The 18596-nt window shown below is 58.6% G+C and carries 15 protein-coding genes; 2 read left to right on the top strand and 13 right to left on the bottom strand.

Translation table 11 applies throughout. From position 1 onward, the window contains the following. Positions 1 to 20: 20 nt before the first annotated feature. From OZ410_RS12915 to OZ410_RS12930, 4 genes are all read right to left on the bottom strand, one after another. On the bottom strand, positions 21 to 1292 hold the full coding sequence (locus OZ410_RS12915) for an adenylosuccinate synthase (protein ID WP_277708428.1): 1272 nt from the start codon (positions 1290 to 1292) through the stop codon (positions 21 to 23). Continuing rightward, positions 1292 to 1759, bottom strand: coding sequence for a Fur family transcriptional regulator (locus OZ410_RS12920; protein WP_277708429.1), 468 nt, complete (start codon positions 1757 to 1759; stop codon positions 1292 to 1294). The genes OZ410_RS12915 and OZ410_RS12920 overlap by 1 nt, the downstream gene beginning before the upstream one ends. Before the next feature lie 85 nt (positions 1760 to 1844). Further along, positions 1845 to 4052, bottom strand: a complete 2208-nt coding sequence (locus OZ410_RS12925) for a RelA/SpoT family protein (RefSeq protein WP_277708430.1) — start codon at positions 4050 to 4052, stop codon at positions 1845 to 1847. Positions 4053 to 4234: 182 nt separating this feature from the next. Then, positions 4235 to 4723, bottom strand: a complete 489-nt coding sequence (locus OZ410_RS12930; RefSeq protein WP_277708431.1) for a GyrI-like domain-containing protein — start codon at positions 4721 to 4723, stop codon at positions 4235 to 4237. A gap of 89 nt (positions 4724 to 4812) precedes the next feature. On the opposite strand from OZ410_RS12930, the gene OZ410_RS12935 reads away from it, so the two are divergent. Beyond that, positions 4813 to 5271, top strand: coding sequence for a cupin domain-containing protein (locus OZ410_RS12935; RefSeq protein ID WP_277708432.1), 459 nt, complete (start codon positions 4813 to 4815; stop codon positions 5269 to 5271). Positions 5272 to 5288: 17 nt separating this feature from the next. Here the strand turns inward: OZ410_RS12935 and OZ410_RS12940 are convergent, their stop codons facing one another. The 6 genes from OZ410_RS12940 to OZ410_RS12965 all read right to left on the bottom strand — a co-directional run bounded on the left by OZ410_RS12940 (position 5289) and on the right by OZ410_RS12965 (position 14300). Further along, entirely contained in the window at positions 5289 to 6626 is a 1338-nt protein-coding gene (locus OZ410_RS12940; protein ID WP_277708433.1) for an ADP-ribosylglycohydrolase family protein, read from the bottom strand. Between the two features lie 39 nt (positions 6627 to 6665). Continuing rightward, a complete protein-coding gene (locus OZ410_RS12945; RefSeq protein WP_277708434.1) occupies positions 6666 to 7910 on the bottom strand; it encodes a M48 family metallopeptidase in 1245 nt (414 codons plus the stop codon). Positions 7911 to 7997: 87 nt separating this feature from the next. Further along, positions 7998 to 8810 carry a TrmH family RNA methyltransferase gene (locus tag OZ410_RS12950; protein WP_277708435.1) on the bottom strand — a complete coding sequence of 271 codons (813 nt, stop codon included), beginning with the start codon at positions 8808 to 8810 and terminating at the stop codon, positions 7998 to 8000. Positions 8811 to 8871: 61 nt separating this feature from the next. After that, the gene (locus OZ410_RS12955) at positions 8872 to 10161 is read right to left on the bottom strand and encodes an amidohydrolase family protein (protein ID WP_277708436.1); all 1290 of its coding nucleotides are present in this window, start codon (positions 10159 to 10161) and stop codon (positions 8872 to 8874) included. Positions 10162 to 10189: 28 nt separating this feature from the next. Continuing rightward, a complete protein-coding gene (locus OZ410_RS12960) occupies positions 10190 to 13135 on the bottom strand; it encodes an amidohydrolase family protein (protein WP_277708437.1) in 2946 nt (981 codons plus the stop codon). An 88-nt stretch (positions 13136 to 13223) separates the two neighbouring features. After that, positions 13224 to 14300 (bottom strand): DUF3810 domain-containing protein, encoded by a 1077-nt coding sequence (locus OZ410_RS12965; RefSeq protein WP_277708438.1) that lies wholly within the window; start codon positions 14298 to 14300, stop codon positions 13224 to 13226. A 60-nt stretch (positions 14301 to 14360) separates the two neighbouring features. Here OZ410_RS12965 and OZ410_RS12970 point away from each other — a divergent pair, with 60 nt between their 5' ends. Further along, a complete protein-coding gene (locus tag OZ410_RS12970) occupies positions 14361 to 15815 on the top strand; it encodes an aminoacyl-histidine dipeptidase (RefSeq protein ID WP_277708439.1) in 1455 nt (484 codons plus the stop codon). A gap of 37 nt (positions 15816 to 15852) precedes the next feature. Here the strand turns inward: OZ410_RS12970 and OZ410_RS12975 are convergent, their stop codons facing one another. The 3 genes from OZ410_RS12975 to OZ410_RS12985 are packed head-to-tail and all read right to left on the bottom strand — an operon-like array spanning position 15853 to position 18556. Beyond that, on the bottom strand, positions 15853 to 16977 hold the full coding sequence (locus OZ410_RS12975) for a peptidylprolyl isomerase (protein ID WP_277708440.1): 1125 nt from the start codon (positions 16975 to 16977) through the stop codon (positions 15853 to 15855). Next, the gene (gldI, locus tag OZ410_RS12980) at positions 16974 to 17540 is read right to left on the bottom strand and encodes a gliding motility-associated peptidyl-prolyl isomerase GldI (RefSeq protein WP_277708441.1); all 567 of its coding nucleotides are present in this window, start codon (positions 17538 to 17540) and stop codon (positions 16974 to 16976) included. Before gldI ends, OZ410_RS12975 begins: the two co-directional genes overlap by 4 nt. Next, entirely contained in the window at positions 17537 to 18556 is a 1020-nt protein-coding gene (locus OZ410_RS12985; RefSeq protein ID WP_277708442.1) for a DHH family phosphoesterase, read from the bottom strand. Before OZ410_RS12985 ends, gldI begins: the two co-directional genes overlap by 4 nt. Positions 18557 to 18596 lie beyond the last annotated feature (40 nt).

The following is an 18596-nucleotide window of genomic DNA, read 5'->3' on the forward strand; positions in this document are numbered from 1 at the left end:
CGCTTTTAGCAGTGCGGCGCCTAGCGCTGTATGGTCTGTACGCGGTCCGGCCCCACGGATACGATGCGCACCGGGGTGTCCAGTTCCCGTTCCAAAAACGCAATGTACTGCTGCAGGGCGGTGGGCAGCTGGTCTTCTGCCGTCATCCCGGTGAGGTCCTCTTTCCAGCCCTTCATCTCGGTGTAGATGGGGGTGAGGTGCTCCGCTTCCAGGGTGTAGGGCAGGTGGGTAATTTTTTCGCCTTTGTAGTGGTAGGCGGTACACACTTTAATGGTGTCGAAGCCGCTCAGCACGTCGGCCTTCATCATCATCAGCTGGGTAACCCCGTTTACCTTCACAGCGTATTTCAGGGCCACCAGGTCCAGCCAGCCGCAGCGTCTCGGGCGCCCGGTGGTGGCCCCGAATTCCCGGCCCACGCGGCCCATGGTGGCCCCGTCCTCGTCAAAGAGTTCGGTGGGGAAGGGCCCGCTGCCTACCCGGGTGGTGTAGGCCTTGAATATGCCAAAGACCTCCCCGATGCTGCCCGGGGCAATCCCGAGGCCGGTGCAGGCTCCTGCTGCCGTGGTGTTGGAGGAGGTAACAAAGGGATAGGTGCCAAAGTCGATGTCCAGCAGGGAACCCTGGGCACCTTCGGCCAGGATTTTCTTGCCGTCCGCCAGGGCCTGGTGCAGGTAGGCCTCGCTATCGATAAATTTCAGCTGCCGCAGGTTTTCCAGGGCTTCCAGAAATTCGGCCTCCAGTTCCTTGAGGTTGTATTGGATGTCCACGTCGTAGAAGTGGATCATTTTTTCGTGCTTATCCGCCAGGGCGCGGTAGCGCTCCTTCCAGTCCGGGAGCTCCAGGTCGCCCACGCGCAGGCCGTTTCGCCCGGTCTTGTCCATATAGGTTGGCCCGATACCCTTCAGGGTACTGCCGATCTTGGCCTTCCCCTTGGAAGCCTCAGAAGCGGCGTCCAGCAAGCGGTGGGTGGGCAGTATCAGGTGGGCCTTGCGGGAGATCAGCAGGTTCTTGCGCACATCGATAGGGAAATCTTCCAGCTTCTCGAGCTCCCGCCGGAAGATCACCGGGTCAATCACGACCCCGTTACCTACCAGGTTCGTGGCCGTCGGGTGGAAAATCCCGGAGGGGATGGTGTGCAGTACGTGTTTGATCCCGTCAAATTCCAGGGTATGTCCCGCATTGGGGCCGCCCTGGAAACGGGCAATAATGTCGTAGTTTCCGGTAAGAACGTCGACGATTTTTCCTTTACCCTCGTCCCCCCACTGGAGGCCGAGCAGCAGATCTACGCGCATCAGTCGGATTCGGTTGTTGAGCTGCCTTCCTCCTTCGGGTTTCGGGTCCCGTAGAAGTACAGCGAGTGATTGTTGATTTGGATGTCGAAAACCTCTTCAATGGTCTTCTTGATGGATTGAATACGGGGGTCGCAGAATTCCATGACCTCCCCCGTGTCGGTCAGGATCACATGGTCGTGCTGGCGGTCGAAATAGGATTTCTCATATTGGGCCTGGTTTTTGCCAAACTGGTGTTTGCGCACCAGCTTGCACTCCAGCAGCAACTCAATGGTATTGTACAGGGTTGCACGGCTCACCCGGTAATTCTTGTTCTTCATTTTGATATACAGGGATTCGATATCAAAATGGTCGTCGCTTTCGTAGATTTCCTGGAGGATGGCATAGCGCTCCGGGGTCTTGCGGTGCCCCTTTTCCTCAAGGAAGGCCGTGAAAACGCCTTTTACAATTTCCTGGTCTTTTTTGGACATGGGTGGTTGCGGTCTCTGCAGCTACAAAAGTACGCTTTAATTGGGAATTTCCGCATCCGCCGCCCGGGAGGATGCCTTAAGGGGGTCAGCCGCGGGTAACCTTGTCGATCCCGTTGATCTTCCGCAGGTTCAGGATCAGCTTTTTGAGGATGTCCTTGTTTTTCACCACCACGGTAATACGCCCTTCGAAGGTCCCGCCCTGGGTGCTGAAGTTGATGTTGCGCATGTTCACGTGCATTTCGTCCGAAATCACGTCGGTGATGTGGTTGATCAGCCCCAGGTTGTCTATCCCGCTCATGATGATCTCTGCGGTGAATTCCTCCTGGGTGGAATCGATCCAGCGGGCCGGGATTATACGGTAGGCATAATTGGATTGCAAAGCAATGGCGTTGGGGCAGTTCTTCTTGTGCACCTTAATCCCTTCATTTACGCTTACAAACCCGAAGACATCATCGCCGGGGATGGGGTTGCAGCATTTGGAAAGGGTGTAGCCCAGTTTTTCCTCCTCCTTCCCGAAGACCAGCATATCGTACTTGGAGGTAATTTCCTCCCGGTGAATATCCTCGGGCTGAGGTTTGCGGCGGATCTTGTTCTTGAAAAAGCTGATAAAGGCGTTGTTGTAGGAATGGGCAAAATCCCGCAACTGGGTATTCCCGATGGCCCCGTTACCCACCCGGAAAAACAGGTCCAGACTGGTCTGCAGCTTGAAGAACATGACCATCTTGTTGACCACGTCCTCGTTCAGGTTGATCTTTAGGGATTTCAGCTTGCGTCTGAGGATTTCCTTGCCCTCCTCGGCCATTTCTTTTTTCTCTTCCTTCAGGGAGGAGCGGATTTTGGAGCGCGCCCGCCCCGTAGTGGCATAATCCAGCCAGTTCTGGTTGGGTTTGGCCGTGTCCGAGGTAATGATTTCTACCTGGTCCCCACTTTTCAGGGTGGTGTTCAGGGGCACGAGTTTTCCGTTTACCTTGGCCCCCCGCGTATGCATGCCCACCTCGGTGTGGATGTGGAAGGCAAAGTCCAGGGGGGTGGCCCCTTTGGGCAGGGACTTCAGTTCTCCGCCGGGGGTAAAGACGAAGATTTCCTTCGAATAGAGGTTCAGCTTGAATTCCTCTACAAAATCCACGGCGCTGCCGTTGGAATTTTCCAGTGCCTCCTGCAGGCGGTTCAACCAGACCTCGATGCCCTGTTCCTTCTGGTCCCCGTGTTTGTATTTGAAGTGGGCCGCATAGCCCTTCTCGGCAATCTCGTGCATGCGCTCCGATCGGATCTGCACCTCCACCCACCGGCCTTTAGGGCCCATTACCGTGATATGAAGCGCCTCGTACCCGGTACTCTTGGGGGAAGAGATCCAGTCGCGAAGGCGTACCGGATTGGGGGTAAAGTGGTCCGTGACGATGGAATAGATCTTCCAGGCCAGGAATTTTTCGTTCCGCCGGTCGGATTTGTAGATGATCCGGATGGCGAACTTGTCGTAGACTTCCTCGAAGGTAATGTTCTGGGTCTGCATTTTCCGGCGGATGGAATGGATGGACTTCATCCGCCCCTTGATGTGGTAATGCAGGCCTTCCTTATCCAGGGAATCCCGGATCACGTCTGTAAAATCCTCAATGTATTTTTCCTGTTCCTCTTTGGTGTCCTCGATCTTGCTGAGGATGTCGGTATAGACCTCGGGTTCGGTGTATTTGAGGCTCAGGTCTTCCAGTTCGGTCTTGATGTTGTACAACCCGATGCGGTGGGCCAGGGGGGCGTAGATGTAGAGGGTCTCCGAGGCGATTTTTACCTGCTTGTGCTCCGGCATGGAGTCCATGGTCAGCAGGTTGTGGTAGCGGTCCGCAATCTTGATGATGATCACCCGGACATCGTCGTGCAGGGTCAGCAGCATCTTGCGGAAATTCTCCGCCTGCTGGGAGATGTTCATGTCCTTCTTCAGGTGGGCAATCTTGGTAAGCCCGTCCACAATGCGGGCCACCGTCTCCCCGAACATCTGTTCGATGTCGTCCAGGGTGTAGGGGGTGTCCTCCACCACGTCGTGCAACAGGGCAGCCGCAATGGAAACTGCGTCAAGCCCGATTTCCGATGCCACGATCTTGGCCACGGCAATGGGGTGGAAGATATAGGCTTCCCCGGACTTACGGCGCTGGTCCTTGTGCGCATCTACGGCCACGTCAAAGGCCTGCCGGATCAGTTTCTTGTCCGCAGCGGACAGATTCTGATAGCTGATGCGCAACAGTTCCTTGTACTGTTTGGCAATTTCTTTGTTTTCCCGTTCCAGGAGGGTTTCGGAGGCCATAGATTAAAAGTAGTACAAATCTCTTCCCCTACCAACAAAAACTGTGCCTGTGCTGCCGTGGCCGGGACTTCCTGCGGTTGGTCGGTACCGCCAGGACCACATGGCGGCGTGCCAGGGTTTTGCAGGGTGGTGGGGTAAATTGGATTGGGTGGGGGGAGGGGGGTGGCGCCCCCATCACAGTACTACTCCACCGGCACCCAGAAGTGTTCCAGCGCATCCGGGTCGCCCTGGCGGAAATCCGGACCCATGACTGCAAAGTGCGGGCGGTTGGCCAGGCGGTAACCCGAAGCCGGCAACCATTGGGTAAGGATGGCCCCGTAAAAGGCTGCTACCGGCCCCATGCGTTCGCGGTACGGGAATACGGCATAGAGGCCTTCCTCCAGGTCCAGTTGGCTAAAGCCCCCGGGTAGTTCAGTACCGGGTTCCACAGGCACTGCTGCCCATTTTTCAAAGGGCCGGTCCGGATCAAATTGCTGCAAGGCTTCCACCCCGTCGTAAACTTCCATCGAATACAGGTCCCTGCCCAGGCGGTTCGGGATTTCCTTGAGCCTGGGCATAAATCCCTGCCAGAGTTGCGGGGTTTGGTCATGGGAAAACGACATGCGGACCTTGTGGCCCGCAAGTTGCGTTTTGGGGTGTTTTTTCAGGAGGGGTTGAAGGGTAAAAGTCACAAGGGATCAGTATTTGGAATCTTTGAGCGGTATTTTTTTGTGTCTTAATTACTGAAAAACAGCATTTTAAACAATCAAACCGCAAAGTAATGAAAACGTATGTTAACCGGGCAGGTCTCTGCGTGCTTGCAGTCCTTGCCCTTTGGGGTTGTCGGGAAAAATCTCCGGAACCCCAGCCCGAAGCTATGGAAAATTCTACGGAAATGGTCGCGACCGAAGCCGTACTGCCCGCATTGGACCCTTCCCTGGACCCCATGATGGTAGGCGAAGCTTTCTCCCAGCCCCTGGGCGACACCCTGAATATCCAGATGTACATCATGACCATGAAACCGGGGGACTCTATTGGCCTGCACCAGCACCTTGACCATACGGCCTATGTGCTTAAGGGCGGGCAGTTGCTGGTCTATGTAGACGGGACGGAACCCGTTCAGTTTGTGTTGAACGAAGGCCAGGCCCTGATTTCCGGGCCGCTTACGGATGCTGCGGTGAACAATGGGGATACAGAGGTCTCCCTGCTCATCAATGAAATCCACCGGCCGCGGGAATGACTTGCGGGTAATGCAGCCTAATCCTGTTCGGGTTGGGCTGTTGCAGAAAAGGGAATCCGCCAGGTACCGGCTTCAGCATCGGCGGTCCCACCCATTTCCCGTTCAATGACCCGTTGGGTGATGCCCATACCCTTTTCGGCCATGTGGTCAAAGGTATCTATGCCGTTTTCGGGAAAATTTTGCCGGGTACGATGGATGTTAAAACGGTTGGAAAAGGTCTGGCCAAAGGCAGCTTCCACCGCCTTTTTGCCCATCATAAACCCGAGTAAGCCCCCCCAGGTGGCGGTAGGGTTGTCCGAGTCCCACCCGCAGAGGACCCCGATCTTAAGGGTTTCCTGCAGGTTGCCTTCCCCGTAGAAATAGCTCACCAGGCTGGCAGCAAAATTGATGCCGGCTGCAAAGCAGCCATTGCAGTAGAGGTTGCGCGAGGTGATGTCATATCCATCGGCCTGTTCCACCTGGTACCGTTGGTAGATGGAGTCCCTGGTCTGTTCCCAGGGGATCCCGCTGCGGTACAGGCCGTACACGTAATCGTACATGGCGGCGGGATAGGTGCCGTCTTCCAGGTGTTCCCGGGCCTGGGAAGCCATGGCCAGGAGCTGGGTTTTCCGGTCCTGGGCCGGGTCTGCCACAGGGGCCAGGGCGTGCAGGATCACATAGAATTCTGCGATTTGGGCGGCTTCCTCCCGGGCGGTGGTCTGTATGGGCAGGTAGGCCAGTTCCAAAGCCAGGTCCGGACGCCCCGGGGCAAAAAGCCCAAAGAGCTCCGTGGTGAGCTGGGCGTCAATCATGTCGTAATAGGGGTTGCTGGCCGGCTCACTGGTCTGGGGCGGTAATACGCCCTGCTGCATCAGGTCAAAGGCCTGCTGGTTAGATACCCAGAGGTAGTTTTCCTCCTCGGCCCGGATGTGTTTGAGCCAGCCCTCGCGGATTTGTTCCGGGGTGAGGCGGGTGGCCCCGCTTTCGAATAACAGGTGCTGATACATGTACTCAATATCCGTATCGTCGTCTGCCCCCCACACCTCTTGCGGGCCACGGAACACAAAATCGATGGTAGGGGACCACGGGCTGATGGAATCGGGCCGGAAGATGCTGGGCTGGTCCGGGCCGCCCCAATCCTTACGGGTGTAAAAGGCCCCGGTGCGGATCTCGCCCAGGTTGCCGATCTTGTCCATCTCGGTTACCAGCCCGGTCCAGTTCGCGATGCACTGTGCCAGCCAGAAGCCTTCCAGGCCGTCCTTGTACCTGGCCTGGATCAGGGTGATTTCCCGAGTGCTTTCGGTTGGGTTTGGGTGTCTGTCCCGGCAACCGGCCAGGACCGGGAGCAGGACAAGGGAGAACAGGAGCATGCGCATGGGTACGAACTTTGGTTTCCGTAAGATAGGAATTCCGTTTCAGTCGGGTGCCGGGTGCCGCAGGTGAGCAATCCGGGCAGCCAGGGGCGGATGGGAGTAGTGCATAAAGACGTAGGCCGGGTGGGGCGTTAAATTGCTCAGATGGTTGCGGGAGAGCTTCTTCAGGGAACGGATCAGGGGCTCTGCGGCAAAGGTATCGCGTGCATAGGCATCCGCCTGAAATTCAAAGCGGCGCGAAAAGATATTCATGATCAGGCCGGTGGCCTCGGAAATAGGACTGTAGAGCAATCCAAAACTGAGCAGGGCCGCGTGAAAACTCGGGTTTTGCACACCCAGGGCCCTGGAGAGTTCCGGATGGTTTATAAAGACCGAAAGCACAAAGAGGGTGAGCCCGGTCAGGGCGGTGGAGGCCAGCAAATTGATCAGGATGTGCCGGCGCCGGTAATGCCCCACCTCGTGCGCCAGGACGGCTACCACCTCGTCTGCCTCCAGGTCCCGGATCAGGGTGTCGTACAGGGTCACGCGCTTCTGGCTCCCGAAGCCGGAAAAATAGGCGTTGGCCTTGGTGGAGCGCCGCGACCCGTCGATGACAAAAATCTTCTGCAGTTCAAAGCCCACCTGCCGGGCATACTGTTCTATTTTTTCCTTCAGGGGGCCGTCCTCCAGCGGCTCCTGCCGGTTAAAAAGGGGTACGATCAACCGGCTGTACCACAGGTTCATCAGCACGCTGAACAGGGTTATCAATCCCCAGGCATAAAGCCAGAAGGCAGTCCCGGCCCATTGGTAAAAGGCCATGATGGCGGTAAGCAGGCCGCCCCCCAGTACCAGGGCCAGGGCCCAGCCTTTGGCCTTGTCTGCCCAATAGAGGGCAGGGGTAGTCTTGTTAAACCCAAAGCGCGCCTCAATTACAAAGGTATGGTACAGCCCCAGAGGGGTGCTCAGCAAGTCGGCCCCCAGGTATAGGATGCCGAAGAACAGGATGGCCTGGATCAGGGGGTCGTCCGAAACGGAAGCCGCCAGCTGGTCTGCCCAGCCAAACCCGCCCAGCAGCAGGAAAGCGACCAGCCCAAAGGTAGAGAGGGCTCCCGAAAGCAGCCCGAAACGATAATTGGCCTTCTTGTAGGCCTGGGATCTTTGGTATTCCTCCGGGTCGTACAGGCCTTCCACCTCCTTGGGTGGGGTGGCGTTAAAACGGCGGGCATTCAGGTACTCCAGCAGGGTTTCCACCGCATATTGCACCAGCAGGATGCCGGTAATGATGTAGGTAAGGCTTTCAGCAGACATGGGTTCGGATTGGATGTAGGGTGTAAAGTAACCAATTTTTGAACCCCGGCGTAACTTTTTAGACCAGTGGTATGCCGGCCCGGGGGCTTACGCCGGATCGAACCCGCGCTGCCGCAGGGCTTCAAAAACCAGGATGGCTGCGGAGACCGAGACATTCATGGAATCTATAGCGCCGGCCATGGGGATTTCGACTTTCGCTTTTGCCTGTTGCCTCCAGGCTTCGGTAAGGCCCGTGGCTTCCGTGCCCACAGCAATGGCCGTGGGGGGGCGGTAATCTGCCTGGTCGTATCGGGTGGCGCCGCCCAAGCAGGCGGCCATGAGATGTATCCCTTCCTGTTCCAGATAGGCCAGGGTTTCCGCCGTGGAGGCTACCGCCACCGGGACCGTAAACAGGCAACCCACGCTGGAGCGGATCACATTGGGGTTGTAGAGGTCGCTCCGGGGGTCGGCAATAATCACGGCATCCAGGCCAGCGGCATCGGCGGTGCGCAGCAGAGCACCCACATTACCCGGTTTTTCCGGGGCTTCGGCAATCAGGATCAGGGGGGATTTCCGTTTGAATTCCAGGGCGTCCAGGGAATGTTCACGGGCGTGCATTACCGCCAGTACGCCTTCGGTCTTGCCGCGGTAGGCCACCTGCCGGTACACTTCTGGGCTTAAGGTGGTTCGGGGTACCCCATGGAGTTGTGGCAGCCGTTCCAGGGCACCGGCCTCCAGGATCTCGGGGCAGTAGTACACCCGCTCTGCGGTGTAACCACCTTCCAGGGCCAGACCCAGTTCCCGCAACCCCTCCAGCACAAAACGGCCGGCCTTCCGACGGTCCCTGGATTTCTGGGTCCAGTGCTGTAATTGCCGGATTTCCGGATTATGGGAACTGCTGATGTGTTTCTCGCTGGGCATGGCAACAAAAAAACGGAACAGCCCGGGAGCTATTCCGTTTTTAAAGGTACGGTTTTACCGCTTACTGCCGGGCGTATTTCCCGGTATAGCGTTTCCAGAGCTCAGTCTGGTGGGTTTCCAGGGAGATTTCCCGCCCGTCGATAAAGGCGTGGGAAAGCTGGTTGGTCCGCATGTCCAGCGCGTCTCCTTCAGAAATGAAGAGGGTAGCGCTTTTCCCCTGGGCCAGGGTGCCGTAGCGATCGTCTATGCCCAGGATTTTGGCGGTGTTGCCCGTAATGAGCTGCAGGGCTTTTTCACGGTCCATGCCCTGGCCGGCCACGTGCCCGGCATAGAAGGGCAGGTTGCGGGTCTGGAAGTTTGACATCCCCTGGTTCTGGATGCCCACCAGCAACCCGGCATCCGCCAGCATCTTCGGCAGGCGGTAGGGCAGGTCGTAGGCATCATCTGCCATGGAAGGCAGGGCGTGGGGTTCGTTCACCAGTACGGGAATATTGTGCTCCTTCAGCAGGCCTGTTACCTTATAGGCCTGGTAGCCGCCTACCAGCACCACGTGGGCAATGCCTGCCTCCTTCAGGGCGGTTACGGCATCTACGATTTCCCGTTCGCCTTCGGCATAGACATACAGCCGCTGGCTGCCGCTGAAGAGTCCCTGCATGGCCGCATAGGCCGGGTTCATGTCGGCATTGGCCCCCTTGCCGTAGGCTTTGGCGCTACGGATAAAATCCAGGATGGCAGCCTGCTCGTCCGGGTAGTCCTTGTTGGGGCGCATACCGCGGGGTTCGCCCAGCCACCAGCGGCCGCGGCGGAAGGAATTGGGCCAGTGCAGGTGGATGCCGTCATCGGTTTTTACGGCGGCGTCTTCCCAGTTCCAGGCATCGAATTGCACAATGGAGGACGTACCGGAGATGGTGCCCCCCTGGGGGGTGGCCTGCCCCAGCAGTACGCCGTTGGGCCGCATACTTTCCACCACCTTGGATTCGGCATTGTACGCAATCAGGCTGCGGACATGCGGGATCATGGTACCGATTTCGTCTTCGTCGTCCGAAGGCCGTACGGCGTCAATTTCCACCAGTCCAAGGGATTTTACCGGGGCGATTATGCCCGGGTAAACGTGCTTCCCGCTGGCGTCGATGATGCGGCCTTCAGGGGTAACACCCGCGCCCATGGCGGTGATGGTCCCGTCCGAAAAGACCAGGGTGCCGTTTTCCACTACAGTGCCGTCCCCCAGGTGCAGGGTGGCGCCGGTAATGCTGATCGTTTCCTGCTGGGGCGGAGCCGGGGTTTGCTGGGCCCGGGCGGTGGTGCCCAGGAGCAAAAGCAGGATGGTGAGGATATGATATGTAGATTTCATAGGATTTTGCTTCTTATGGGTTTCTGAATTACAGGCTGTTGCAGTGCAGGCGTTCGCGGCGGTTCATCCGCGGCGCGCGCTTGTTGCCGCCGTCTTTCTGGTCCAGCATCATGTCGATCAGGGTGTTGCGTTCCTGGGCCATGCGGCTGCGGATTTGCGTATCCGTTTCCAGGTCAAAGTAGGGTACCCCTTCAATATAGGTTTTCTCGGCCTTGGAATACACCGAAAGCGGGTTCCCGGACCACAGTACCAGGTCTGCATCCTTCCCTTCCTTAATACTGCCGGTACGCTGGTCCAGGTGCAGCAGCTTGGCGGGGTTGATGGTCACCATTTTCCAGGCTTCCTCCTCGCTCATGCCCCCGTATTTTACGGTCTTGGCTGCCTCCTGGTTCAGGCGGCGGGACATCTCGGCATCGTCACTGTTGATGGCCACGGTAACCCCCTGGTTGTGCATGATGGCCGCATTGTAGGGGATGGCATCGTTCACCTCAAACTTATAGGCCCACCAATCGCTGAAGGTGGAGCCGCCCACCCCGTGTTCGGCCATTTTATCGGCTACCTTATAGCCTTCCAGGATGTGGGTGAAGGTATTCACCCGGAAGCCCATTTTGTCGGCCACCTTCATCAGCATATTGATCTCGCTCTGCACATAGGAGTGGCAGGAGATAAACCGTTCCCCGCGCAGGATTTCGGCCAGTACTTCCATTTCCTCGTCGTAGCGGAACGGTTGCCCGGCATCCTTTTTGGCCTGGTATTCCTTGGCGCGCTGGAAGTAGTTCAGGAACACCTGCTCCACGCCCATACGGGTTTGCGGAAAGCGGGAATAGCTCTGCCAATTGCTCTGTTTTACGTTTTCCCCCAGGGCAAACTTGATATACTTCGGCATGTCCTTGTACAGCATCTCCGATGCCGGCTGTCCCCATTTCAGTTTGATAATGGCGGAGCGCCCGCCAATGGGGTTGGCAGACCCGTGCAGGATTTGGATGGAGGTTACCCCCCCGGCCAGGTTCCGGTAGATATCCGGGTCTTCCGGGTCTACCACATCGGAGATCTTCACCTCTGCGGAGGAGTTGTGGCCCGCCTCGTTAATGGCCAGGGCCGCAATGTGACTGTGTTCGTCAATGATCCCCGCCGTAAGGTGTTTCCCGGTGGCGTCGATGACCCGGGCGCGCCCGGGGCTGAGGTCCTTACCAATGCGGGCAATCTTACCCCCGCGCACCAGCACGTCCGTATTTTCCAGGATGCCGGCGTCTTCGCTGGTCCATACCGTGGCATTGCGGAACAGTACGTCTTCCTGTTTGGGCAGGGCGGCATATCCATATCCGATATTGGGGTAGGTCAGGGGAAGGACCTCCGGGGCCGCATCCTCCTTAGCTTCTTTTTCTTTTTCAGCCTCAAAAGCAGCCGTTTTCTTCAGGGTGAGGCGGGTTTCCTTCCCGTCGGGCAATACGGTTTTAGCCTGCAGGTTGTCGGCATCCCGTTGTACGCGGGCCGCCAGGCGGTAGCGGTCGTCTCCGTCGGTGAAGGAGAGGTCCGCCCAATCCCCGCTGTAGGCGATCTTGCCCTTCAGGTCCGTAGTGTCCCGTTTCACTTTCAGGCTGGGGGCGGCAGCCTTGCCACCGAGCTCTAGGGTAAAGGTCTTGCCCGCGGCTGTGAGGGTGTAGGTGCCGCGGATGTCTTTCTGGTCCATATCGGCCAGGATATCCCGTTGCCCGTTCACCCAGTTCTCGTACAGGGTGGTGTTTTCGTCAAACACCGGTCCGGAGGCGATCAGGAAGTTGGCCCGGCGGCCGGTTTGCAGGCTGCCGATCTGGTCTGCCTGCCCCAGCAGGCGTGCGGGTTCGGTGGTCAGGGCACGCAGGGCCTCCTCTTCGGGCAGTCCGTACTGAATGGCCTTGCGCAGCATCGGCATAAAGTCGGTTTGTTTCTGCAACCCCTGCAGGGTAAAGGCGAAGGCAATCCCGTTTTGGTGCAGTACCCCGGGGTTGGTCGGGGCCTGGTTCCAGTGTTTCATATCTTCCAGGGAGATGTACCCGGCTTCGTAGGGATTGGAAACGTCAAAGGCCTCCGGGAAGTTCAGGGGCACCACCAGGGTGGCCCCGGTGGCCTTGATCTGGTCGATGTTTTCGTATTCCTGGCCCCCGGCCAGCATCACGTATTGTACGCCAAAGGCGTCGCCAATGCCGTCGGCCCGGAGGATATTCCCTTTATCCCCGGCAGCAAAGAAGTGTACCAGGTTCTTCTGGGCCAGCAGGGCCTCCAGAGAACGATCGGTGGTTGCCGATCCCCCTCGGGCATACCAGTCTGCGTCGTAATACATCTGCCGCAGCAGGGCCATGGCCCCCATCAGGGATGTGGGGTAGGACTGGCGGGAGGTTACGCTTTTATCGAAGGAAAAATACTGGCCGGAAACGCCTTCCAGCACCCGATCCCCCTCGGCCCCTTCGTCCTGCAGGGCCAGCAGTACACCCGTGCCTCGGGCAATCCCGTCGGTCACGTGGCTGTTGACTACCCCAAAGCCGAGTTTACGCAAGGCCTGGGCTGCCTTTTGATCGAAGGAGTAGGCTTCCAGGGCCTGTTGCTCGGGCCGGATGTGGTCGTTCCAGTAAAAGCCTTCCCGGGTGGCCTCGTACTGGGCGGTACGGCCGCCCCCGGGGGCGCGTTTCGGTTTTTCGATCCCGTAGTCTGAAAAGACGTCAATAAAGGAAGGATAGATGTATTTCCCTTCCAGGTCCATGGTGACCGTATTCTCCGGGATGCGGACCGAGCTGCCGGCCGCAACCACCTTGCCCTTGCGGATCAGGAGGGTTCCGTTGTCGATCACCTGCCCGGGGCTTACGTAGATCCGGGCGTTGGTAAATGCAGTGTAGTTTTCGTCTGCGGCCTTTACCCCGTCATTCTTGGGGTAGTATTCCTGGCCGAATGCGAAAGCACCCAGCCACAGGATGGCCGGGATGGCGAGTTTCCATTTCATAGGGTTGGTACGTTTTTGAATTAGCCCCCTAAAAATAAGGTTTAGCCCGGGGGCACCCCCAAGGCATCCCCGTATTTTAACAAAACCTTTAGAATTCCGGGAGGGGGTGTTCCCGGTGGAACCCGACCAGGAGGGAAACCACCCGGCTGTAGCTGCGGATGCCGTCCTTCTGTCGGTTGGCTTCCAGGTAGGTGTTGAATACCGCCTTGAAAACCGGCTCCAGGGGGTTGGCATAGCCGGCCCAGAAGTCGCGAGCCTGCTGGTAGTTCGCTTCCACCCCGGGGTGCAGGGCGGCCCGGATGGCCTTGGCCTCCTCCGGGTTTTGACGCCCGAGTTCGGCCAGGCAGTACCCCAGGGCCGAGGTCACGGCCGAATACCGGAAGTAAGGGTCCGGGTGTTCCAGGCTCACCAGGTAACCGATGAAGTTGGTTTCGTTCTCGGCAGAATACCCGAGTTGGTGACCCACCTCGTGCCCGCAGACCACGGGGTAGCGGAACAGCGGCAGGCGGGCATTCACCTGGGCTTCCCCGGTAAAGGGGTTCAGGTATCCCCCATAGCCCATATAGGACAACCACCCGCTGATCAGCGAGGGTTTCAGGGAGGGGTGGCGGTAGGCCAGGTTGGGGTAACGGGCCTCCAGGTGGCGGTACCCTTCCACGGTTAAGGCCTGGATCTGCTGCCGGGTATAGGGCGGTACTACGGCCGAGAGGGTGTCCCCGGCCAGTTCCTGCTGCAGGGTATTGGCCTGCCCTACCAGTTGACGGGTTACGGCCTGCAGTTCCTCCACGGTGAAGGCCTCCTCCCATCCCATGGCCTGGGCAAGGGGGGTGCGGAAATAGTTGAGCCCCCACATCAGGTAGAAGGTGAAGTACAGGACGGAAAGGGCTGCCAGAATGTTCCTTAAGGTGGCGCGGAAATGGGTGCGGATGCGCCGGCCCTTGCGCACCAGCAGGTATATCCCGTAGGCCAGCAGCCCCAGGTAGGCCAGGTCTCCGATCGAAAAGGGGAAGACCCCGTACAGCGTCCGTGAAAACCCGGAAAGGTAGGGGTAGAGTCCCTGGCTGTACCAGCGCTCTACGGCCTGGGGGTGGGCAGCGGCCCAGGCCACCAGCAGCAGCTGTACGGGCAGGCTCAGGGCCAGGATGTTCAAGATTCGGTTCCGCATGCCTTCAAAAATAGGGATTCTCACCGCCCTATTTCCTATTTTTGGGTCAAAACAATCCCTATGGCTACTCCTTTGGCTGCCCTGGAACCCCAGGCTGTTTGGCACCATTTTGAAAACCTGAACGCCGTACCCCGGCCCTCGAAAAAGGAAGGGCGGGTCATAGCTTTTATGATAGACTTTGGCCGTAGCCTGGGCCTGGAAACCCTGCAGGACGAAACGGGAAATGTACTGATCCGCAAACCGGCCAGCCCGGGGATGGAGGGGCGTACCCCGGTAGTGCTGCAGGCCCACCTGGATATGGTGCACCAGAAGAATGACGGGACTGATTTCGATTTTGATTCCGAAGGCATCCGCATGTGGGTGGACAAAGACTGGGTGCGCGCCCGGGGGACAACCCTGGGGGCCGACAACGGTCTGGGCGTGGCCGCCATTATGGCGGTACTGGAAGCCTCGGACCTGGCTCACCCGCCCCTGGAAGCCCTCTTTACCATAGACGAGGAAACCGGGATGACCGGGGCCAAAAACCTGGGGCCGGACTGGTTGCAGGGCCGTATCCTGCTGAATCTGGATACGGAAGAAGACGACGAACTGGACGTAGGCTGTGCCGGCGGGGTAGACCTTACTGCCACAGGGACCTACACCCCGGAGCCGGTCCCTGCGGGGGGCCTGGCCTTCCGCCTGCAGGTGAGCGGGCTGCAGGGGGGGCACAGCGGGATGGACATCCACAAAGGCTTGGGGAATGCCAATAAAATCCTGACCCGCCTGTTGATGACCACTGCCGCACAGGCAGCCATCCGCCTCTCCCGCTTTGAAGGCGGGAACCTCCGCAATGCCATCCCCAGGGAGAGCCATGCTATTCTTGTTGTGGCGGCCTCGGATCGCGAGGCCCTGGAAATGGCCTTTGCCCGGGAGGCCGCGGCAATCCAGGCGGATTTTGCACCTGTAGAGCCCGGGCTGGAGTTGCAGCTGGAACCCTGCCAAACCCCTGAAAATGTTATGCCTGTAGCAGGTCAGGAAGCCTTGCTCCGCTGCCTGGCAGCTGTCCATAACGGGGTGCAATACATGAGTTACCAGTTCCCGGAACAAACCGAGACCTCCAACAACCTGGCCCGGGTACTGGCCGGGGCGGGGGAAATCCTGATCGGGTGCCTGACCCGTTCCTCTTCCGAAAGCCGGAAGGCAGACCTGGTCCGCAGCCTGCAGGCCGTGTTCGGGCTGGCGGGATATACGTCGGAAACCAGCGGGGATTACCCCGGCTGGTCGCCGGACCCGGAGTCCCGGGCCCTGGCCCTGTTACAGCAGCGCTACCAGGCGATGTTTGGCGAGGCCCCTAAGGTGGTGGCCGGGCACGGGGGGCTGGAGTGCGGCATCATCAAGGCGCATTACCCGGAGATGGACATGATCAGTTTCGGCCCCACCATCCTGGGGGCGCATTCCCCGGATGAACGGGCGTCAGTTTCGTCCACCCAAAAATTTTGGGGTTTCCTCAAAGACGTGTTGGCCCACATCCCCTGAGTAAAAAAAAACACCGGAGATTCCGGTGTTTCTATTTTTAGTTCTGGGCTTCCAGTTGGATGCCCGTGATTTCGATATCGAAGACCAGCTGGGCATTGGGCGGCACTGGGCCCCCGCCGCGCTCGCCCCATCCGAGGTGTGGCGGGATAAAGAGGCGGCGTTTTTCCCCGACCTTCATTTCCAGCAGGGCTTCGCGGAACCCGGGGATCAGCGGGGAGTCCGGGCTGTAGTCCATGGCCACCGGGCCAAAGTTGCCCCGGTGCATCTGCAGGAGTTCATCCCGTTTGTCAAAGAGTTCGGCAATGGCCTCTTCGCTGGTGTCGATCAGGGTGCCGTCTTCTACCCATCCGGCATAGTCTACCCAAACCTTGTCCCCAATGGCGGGCTGCTCCCCGCTGGGCTCCTGCACCACAATATAGGCCAGGCCCGTGGGAGTAGTCTGGGCCGTGGCTTTCTGCTCCTGGATGCGGGTCACAAAGGCTTCGAGTTCGGCTTTGCGCTCCGCTGCCCGGGCTTCCTCGGCCGCGAAATAGTCTTCCATCACCTCCACGGCGTCGAAGGCTTTGGCCGCCTTGCCATTGCGGATAATGTCCACTTCTTCCATAACCACATCCTGCACGGGTTTGTTGCTGCCCTGGGCTACGGGGACGGCAGCAATGGAATCCACCACTTCCATCCCGCGCACTACCGAACCAAATACGGTGTGCTTTCCGTCCAGCCATGGGGTGGCGGCATGGGTGATAAAGAACTGGCTGCCGTTGGTTTTGGGCCCGCTGTTGGCCATGGAGAGGATGCCCTTGCCGCTGTGCATCAGGGAATCGTTAAATTCATCCATAAAACGGTATCCGGGGTTGCCCCGGCCGGTGCCGGTTGGGTCGCCCCCCTGGATCATAAAATCCTTGATCACCCGGTGGAAGGTAATGCCGTTGTAGTACTTCTTTTCTTTGAATTCTTCGCTTACGTAAGGGTTGGTGCCTTCGGCCAGGGATACAAAGTTGGCCACGGTAACCGGGGTCTTTTCGTATTCGAGCTTCATGACAATTTCCCCCTTGCTGGTGCGCACGGCGGCGTACAGGCCGTCGCCCAGGTCTGCGTAATGGTTGGTTTTACAGGAGGTAGCCGAAAGGCCGGCAACCAGGAGGATCAGCAATATTCGTTTCATGGGTTCAGGGTTTGAGTGCTATTTGCGTCTTGTGATTTTTGGATGTCCAGGATTTCCAGGGTGGCTTTCAGGGGCACATTGGGGCCGATGCGGTCTTCATCCCCATGGTAGCCGTAACCCAGGGAGGAAGGGTACATAAAAACGGCTTTCTCCCCTTGCTGCAGCAGCTTTACGCTGTTGCGCAGCCCGGGGAAGAGCTCTTGTTTGTCCACTTTATAGCGGAGGACCCCAAGCTCCTCGGCCCGGTAAAGGGTGTCTCCCCCCCAGGTCATCAGGTTATAGGTGAGGGTCACCAGGTCGTCCGGTTGGGGGGTGTAGCCCTGGCCCGGGTTTTTCTGCAGGTAATAGAAGCGGCTGCCGCTGGCGGTCTGCTCCCACTGGTGGAGGCTGTCTGCTGCAATGAGGCGGGCCATCAGGGCCTCTTCCTCGGCCAGCAAACGCTTGTTGCGCGCCGCCGACTGCTCCAGGAAGGAACCGCTTTTGGCTTCTATGGGCCAGCGGGCTTCCGGCTCGCGGCAGGCGGCCGCCAGCAGGAGGGTCAGAAGTAAAATACGGAACTTCATGCGTGCTGGAGTTGATTTTCATATTCGGGGAGGATGGCCCGGAACCGTGCTGCGGTGTCCTCCAGGGAGGCTTCGGACCGCCCGCCGGCCGCATTGATATGCCCTCCGCCTGAAAAATGCTTACGCGACATATCGTTCACGGAAAAGTCCCCCTGGGAACGCAGGGAGATCTTTACAATCCCCTCTTCCCGGTTTTCGATAAAGATAGCGGCAAGCACCACATTGTTTATGGAAAGCCCGTAGTTCACAAAACCTTCGGTATCTCCCTTCTGGAAGCCGTGGGCATCCAGTTCGTCCTGGCTCAGGGTAATATAGGCCGTGCGGTACTCCGGCAGGATCACCAGGTTGCTCAGGGCGCAGCCCAGCAGTTGCAGGCGTTGGGGCCGGTTGGTATCGTAAATGTGGCGGTGAATTTCGGTATGGGGCGCCCCCCGTTCCATGAGGTCGGCTGCCACCCGCATGGTGCGCGGGGTAGTGGAAGCGAACTTAAAGGAACCGGTATCGGTAAGCATCCCGGCATACAGGCAACTGGCCGTTTCCGCGTCAATGCGGTCCAGCCCGCCCAGGGCTTCTATGGTATTGTAGACCATTTCGCAGGTGGAGCTCATACGCACATCGGAATACTGGATGTGGGCATACCCGTCCGGGGCCTGGTGGTGGTCGATCATCACAAAGGTGGCGCTGGCTTCGGATAGGAGCTGGCACAGGGGGCCGCATCGGTCCAGGGCATTGAAATCCAGGGTGAAGATCAGTTCGGCTTCGGCCACCGCCTTTCTGGCCGTTTCCGGGTTCCGGTCATAGATGAGTACCCCTTCCGACCCGGGCATCCATTTGAGGAATTGTGGAAAATCGTTAGGGGCCAGTACCCGGGCGCGATGGCCGCTTTGGCCCAGGTAGCGGCAGAGCCCCAGGCAGGCGCCAATAGCGTCCCCGTCAGGGTTGTAATGCGGTACTAAAATGATCTCTCGGGGGCTGGCGAGCGCTTGTTGCAGCTTACCGGTCGCTTCTGAATTCATGCGCCCAAAGATACGATTAATTCTATTGATTGCCCGGGGG

The sequence above is a fragment of the Robiginitalea aestuariiviva genome (assembly GCF_029537735.1).
GTDB lineage: Bacteria > Bacteroidota > Bacteroidia > Flavobacteriales > Flavobacteriaceae > Robiginitalea > Robiginitalea aestuariiviva.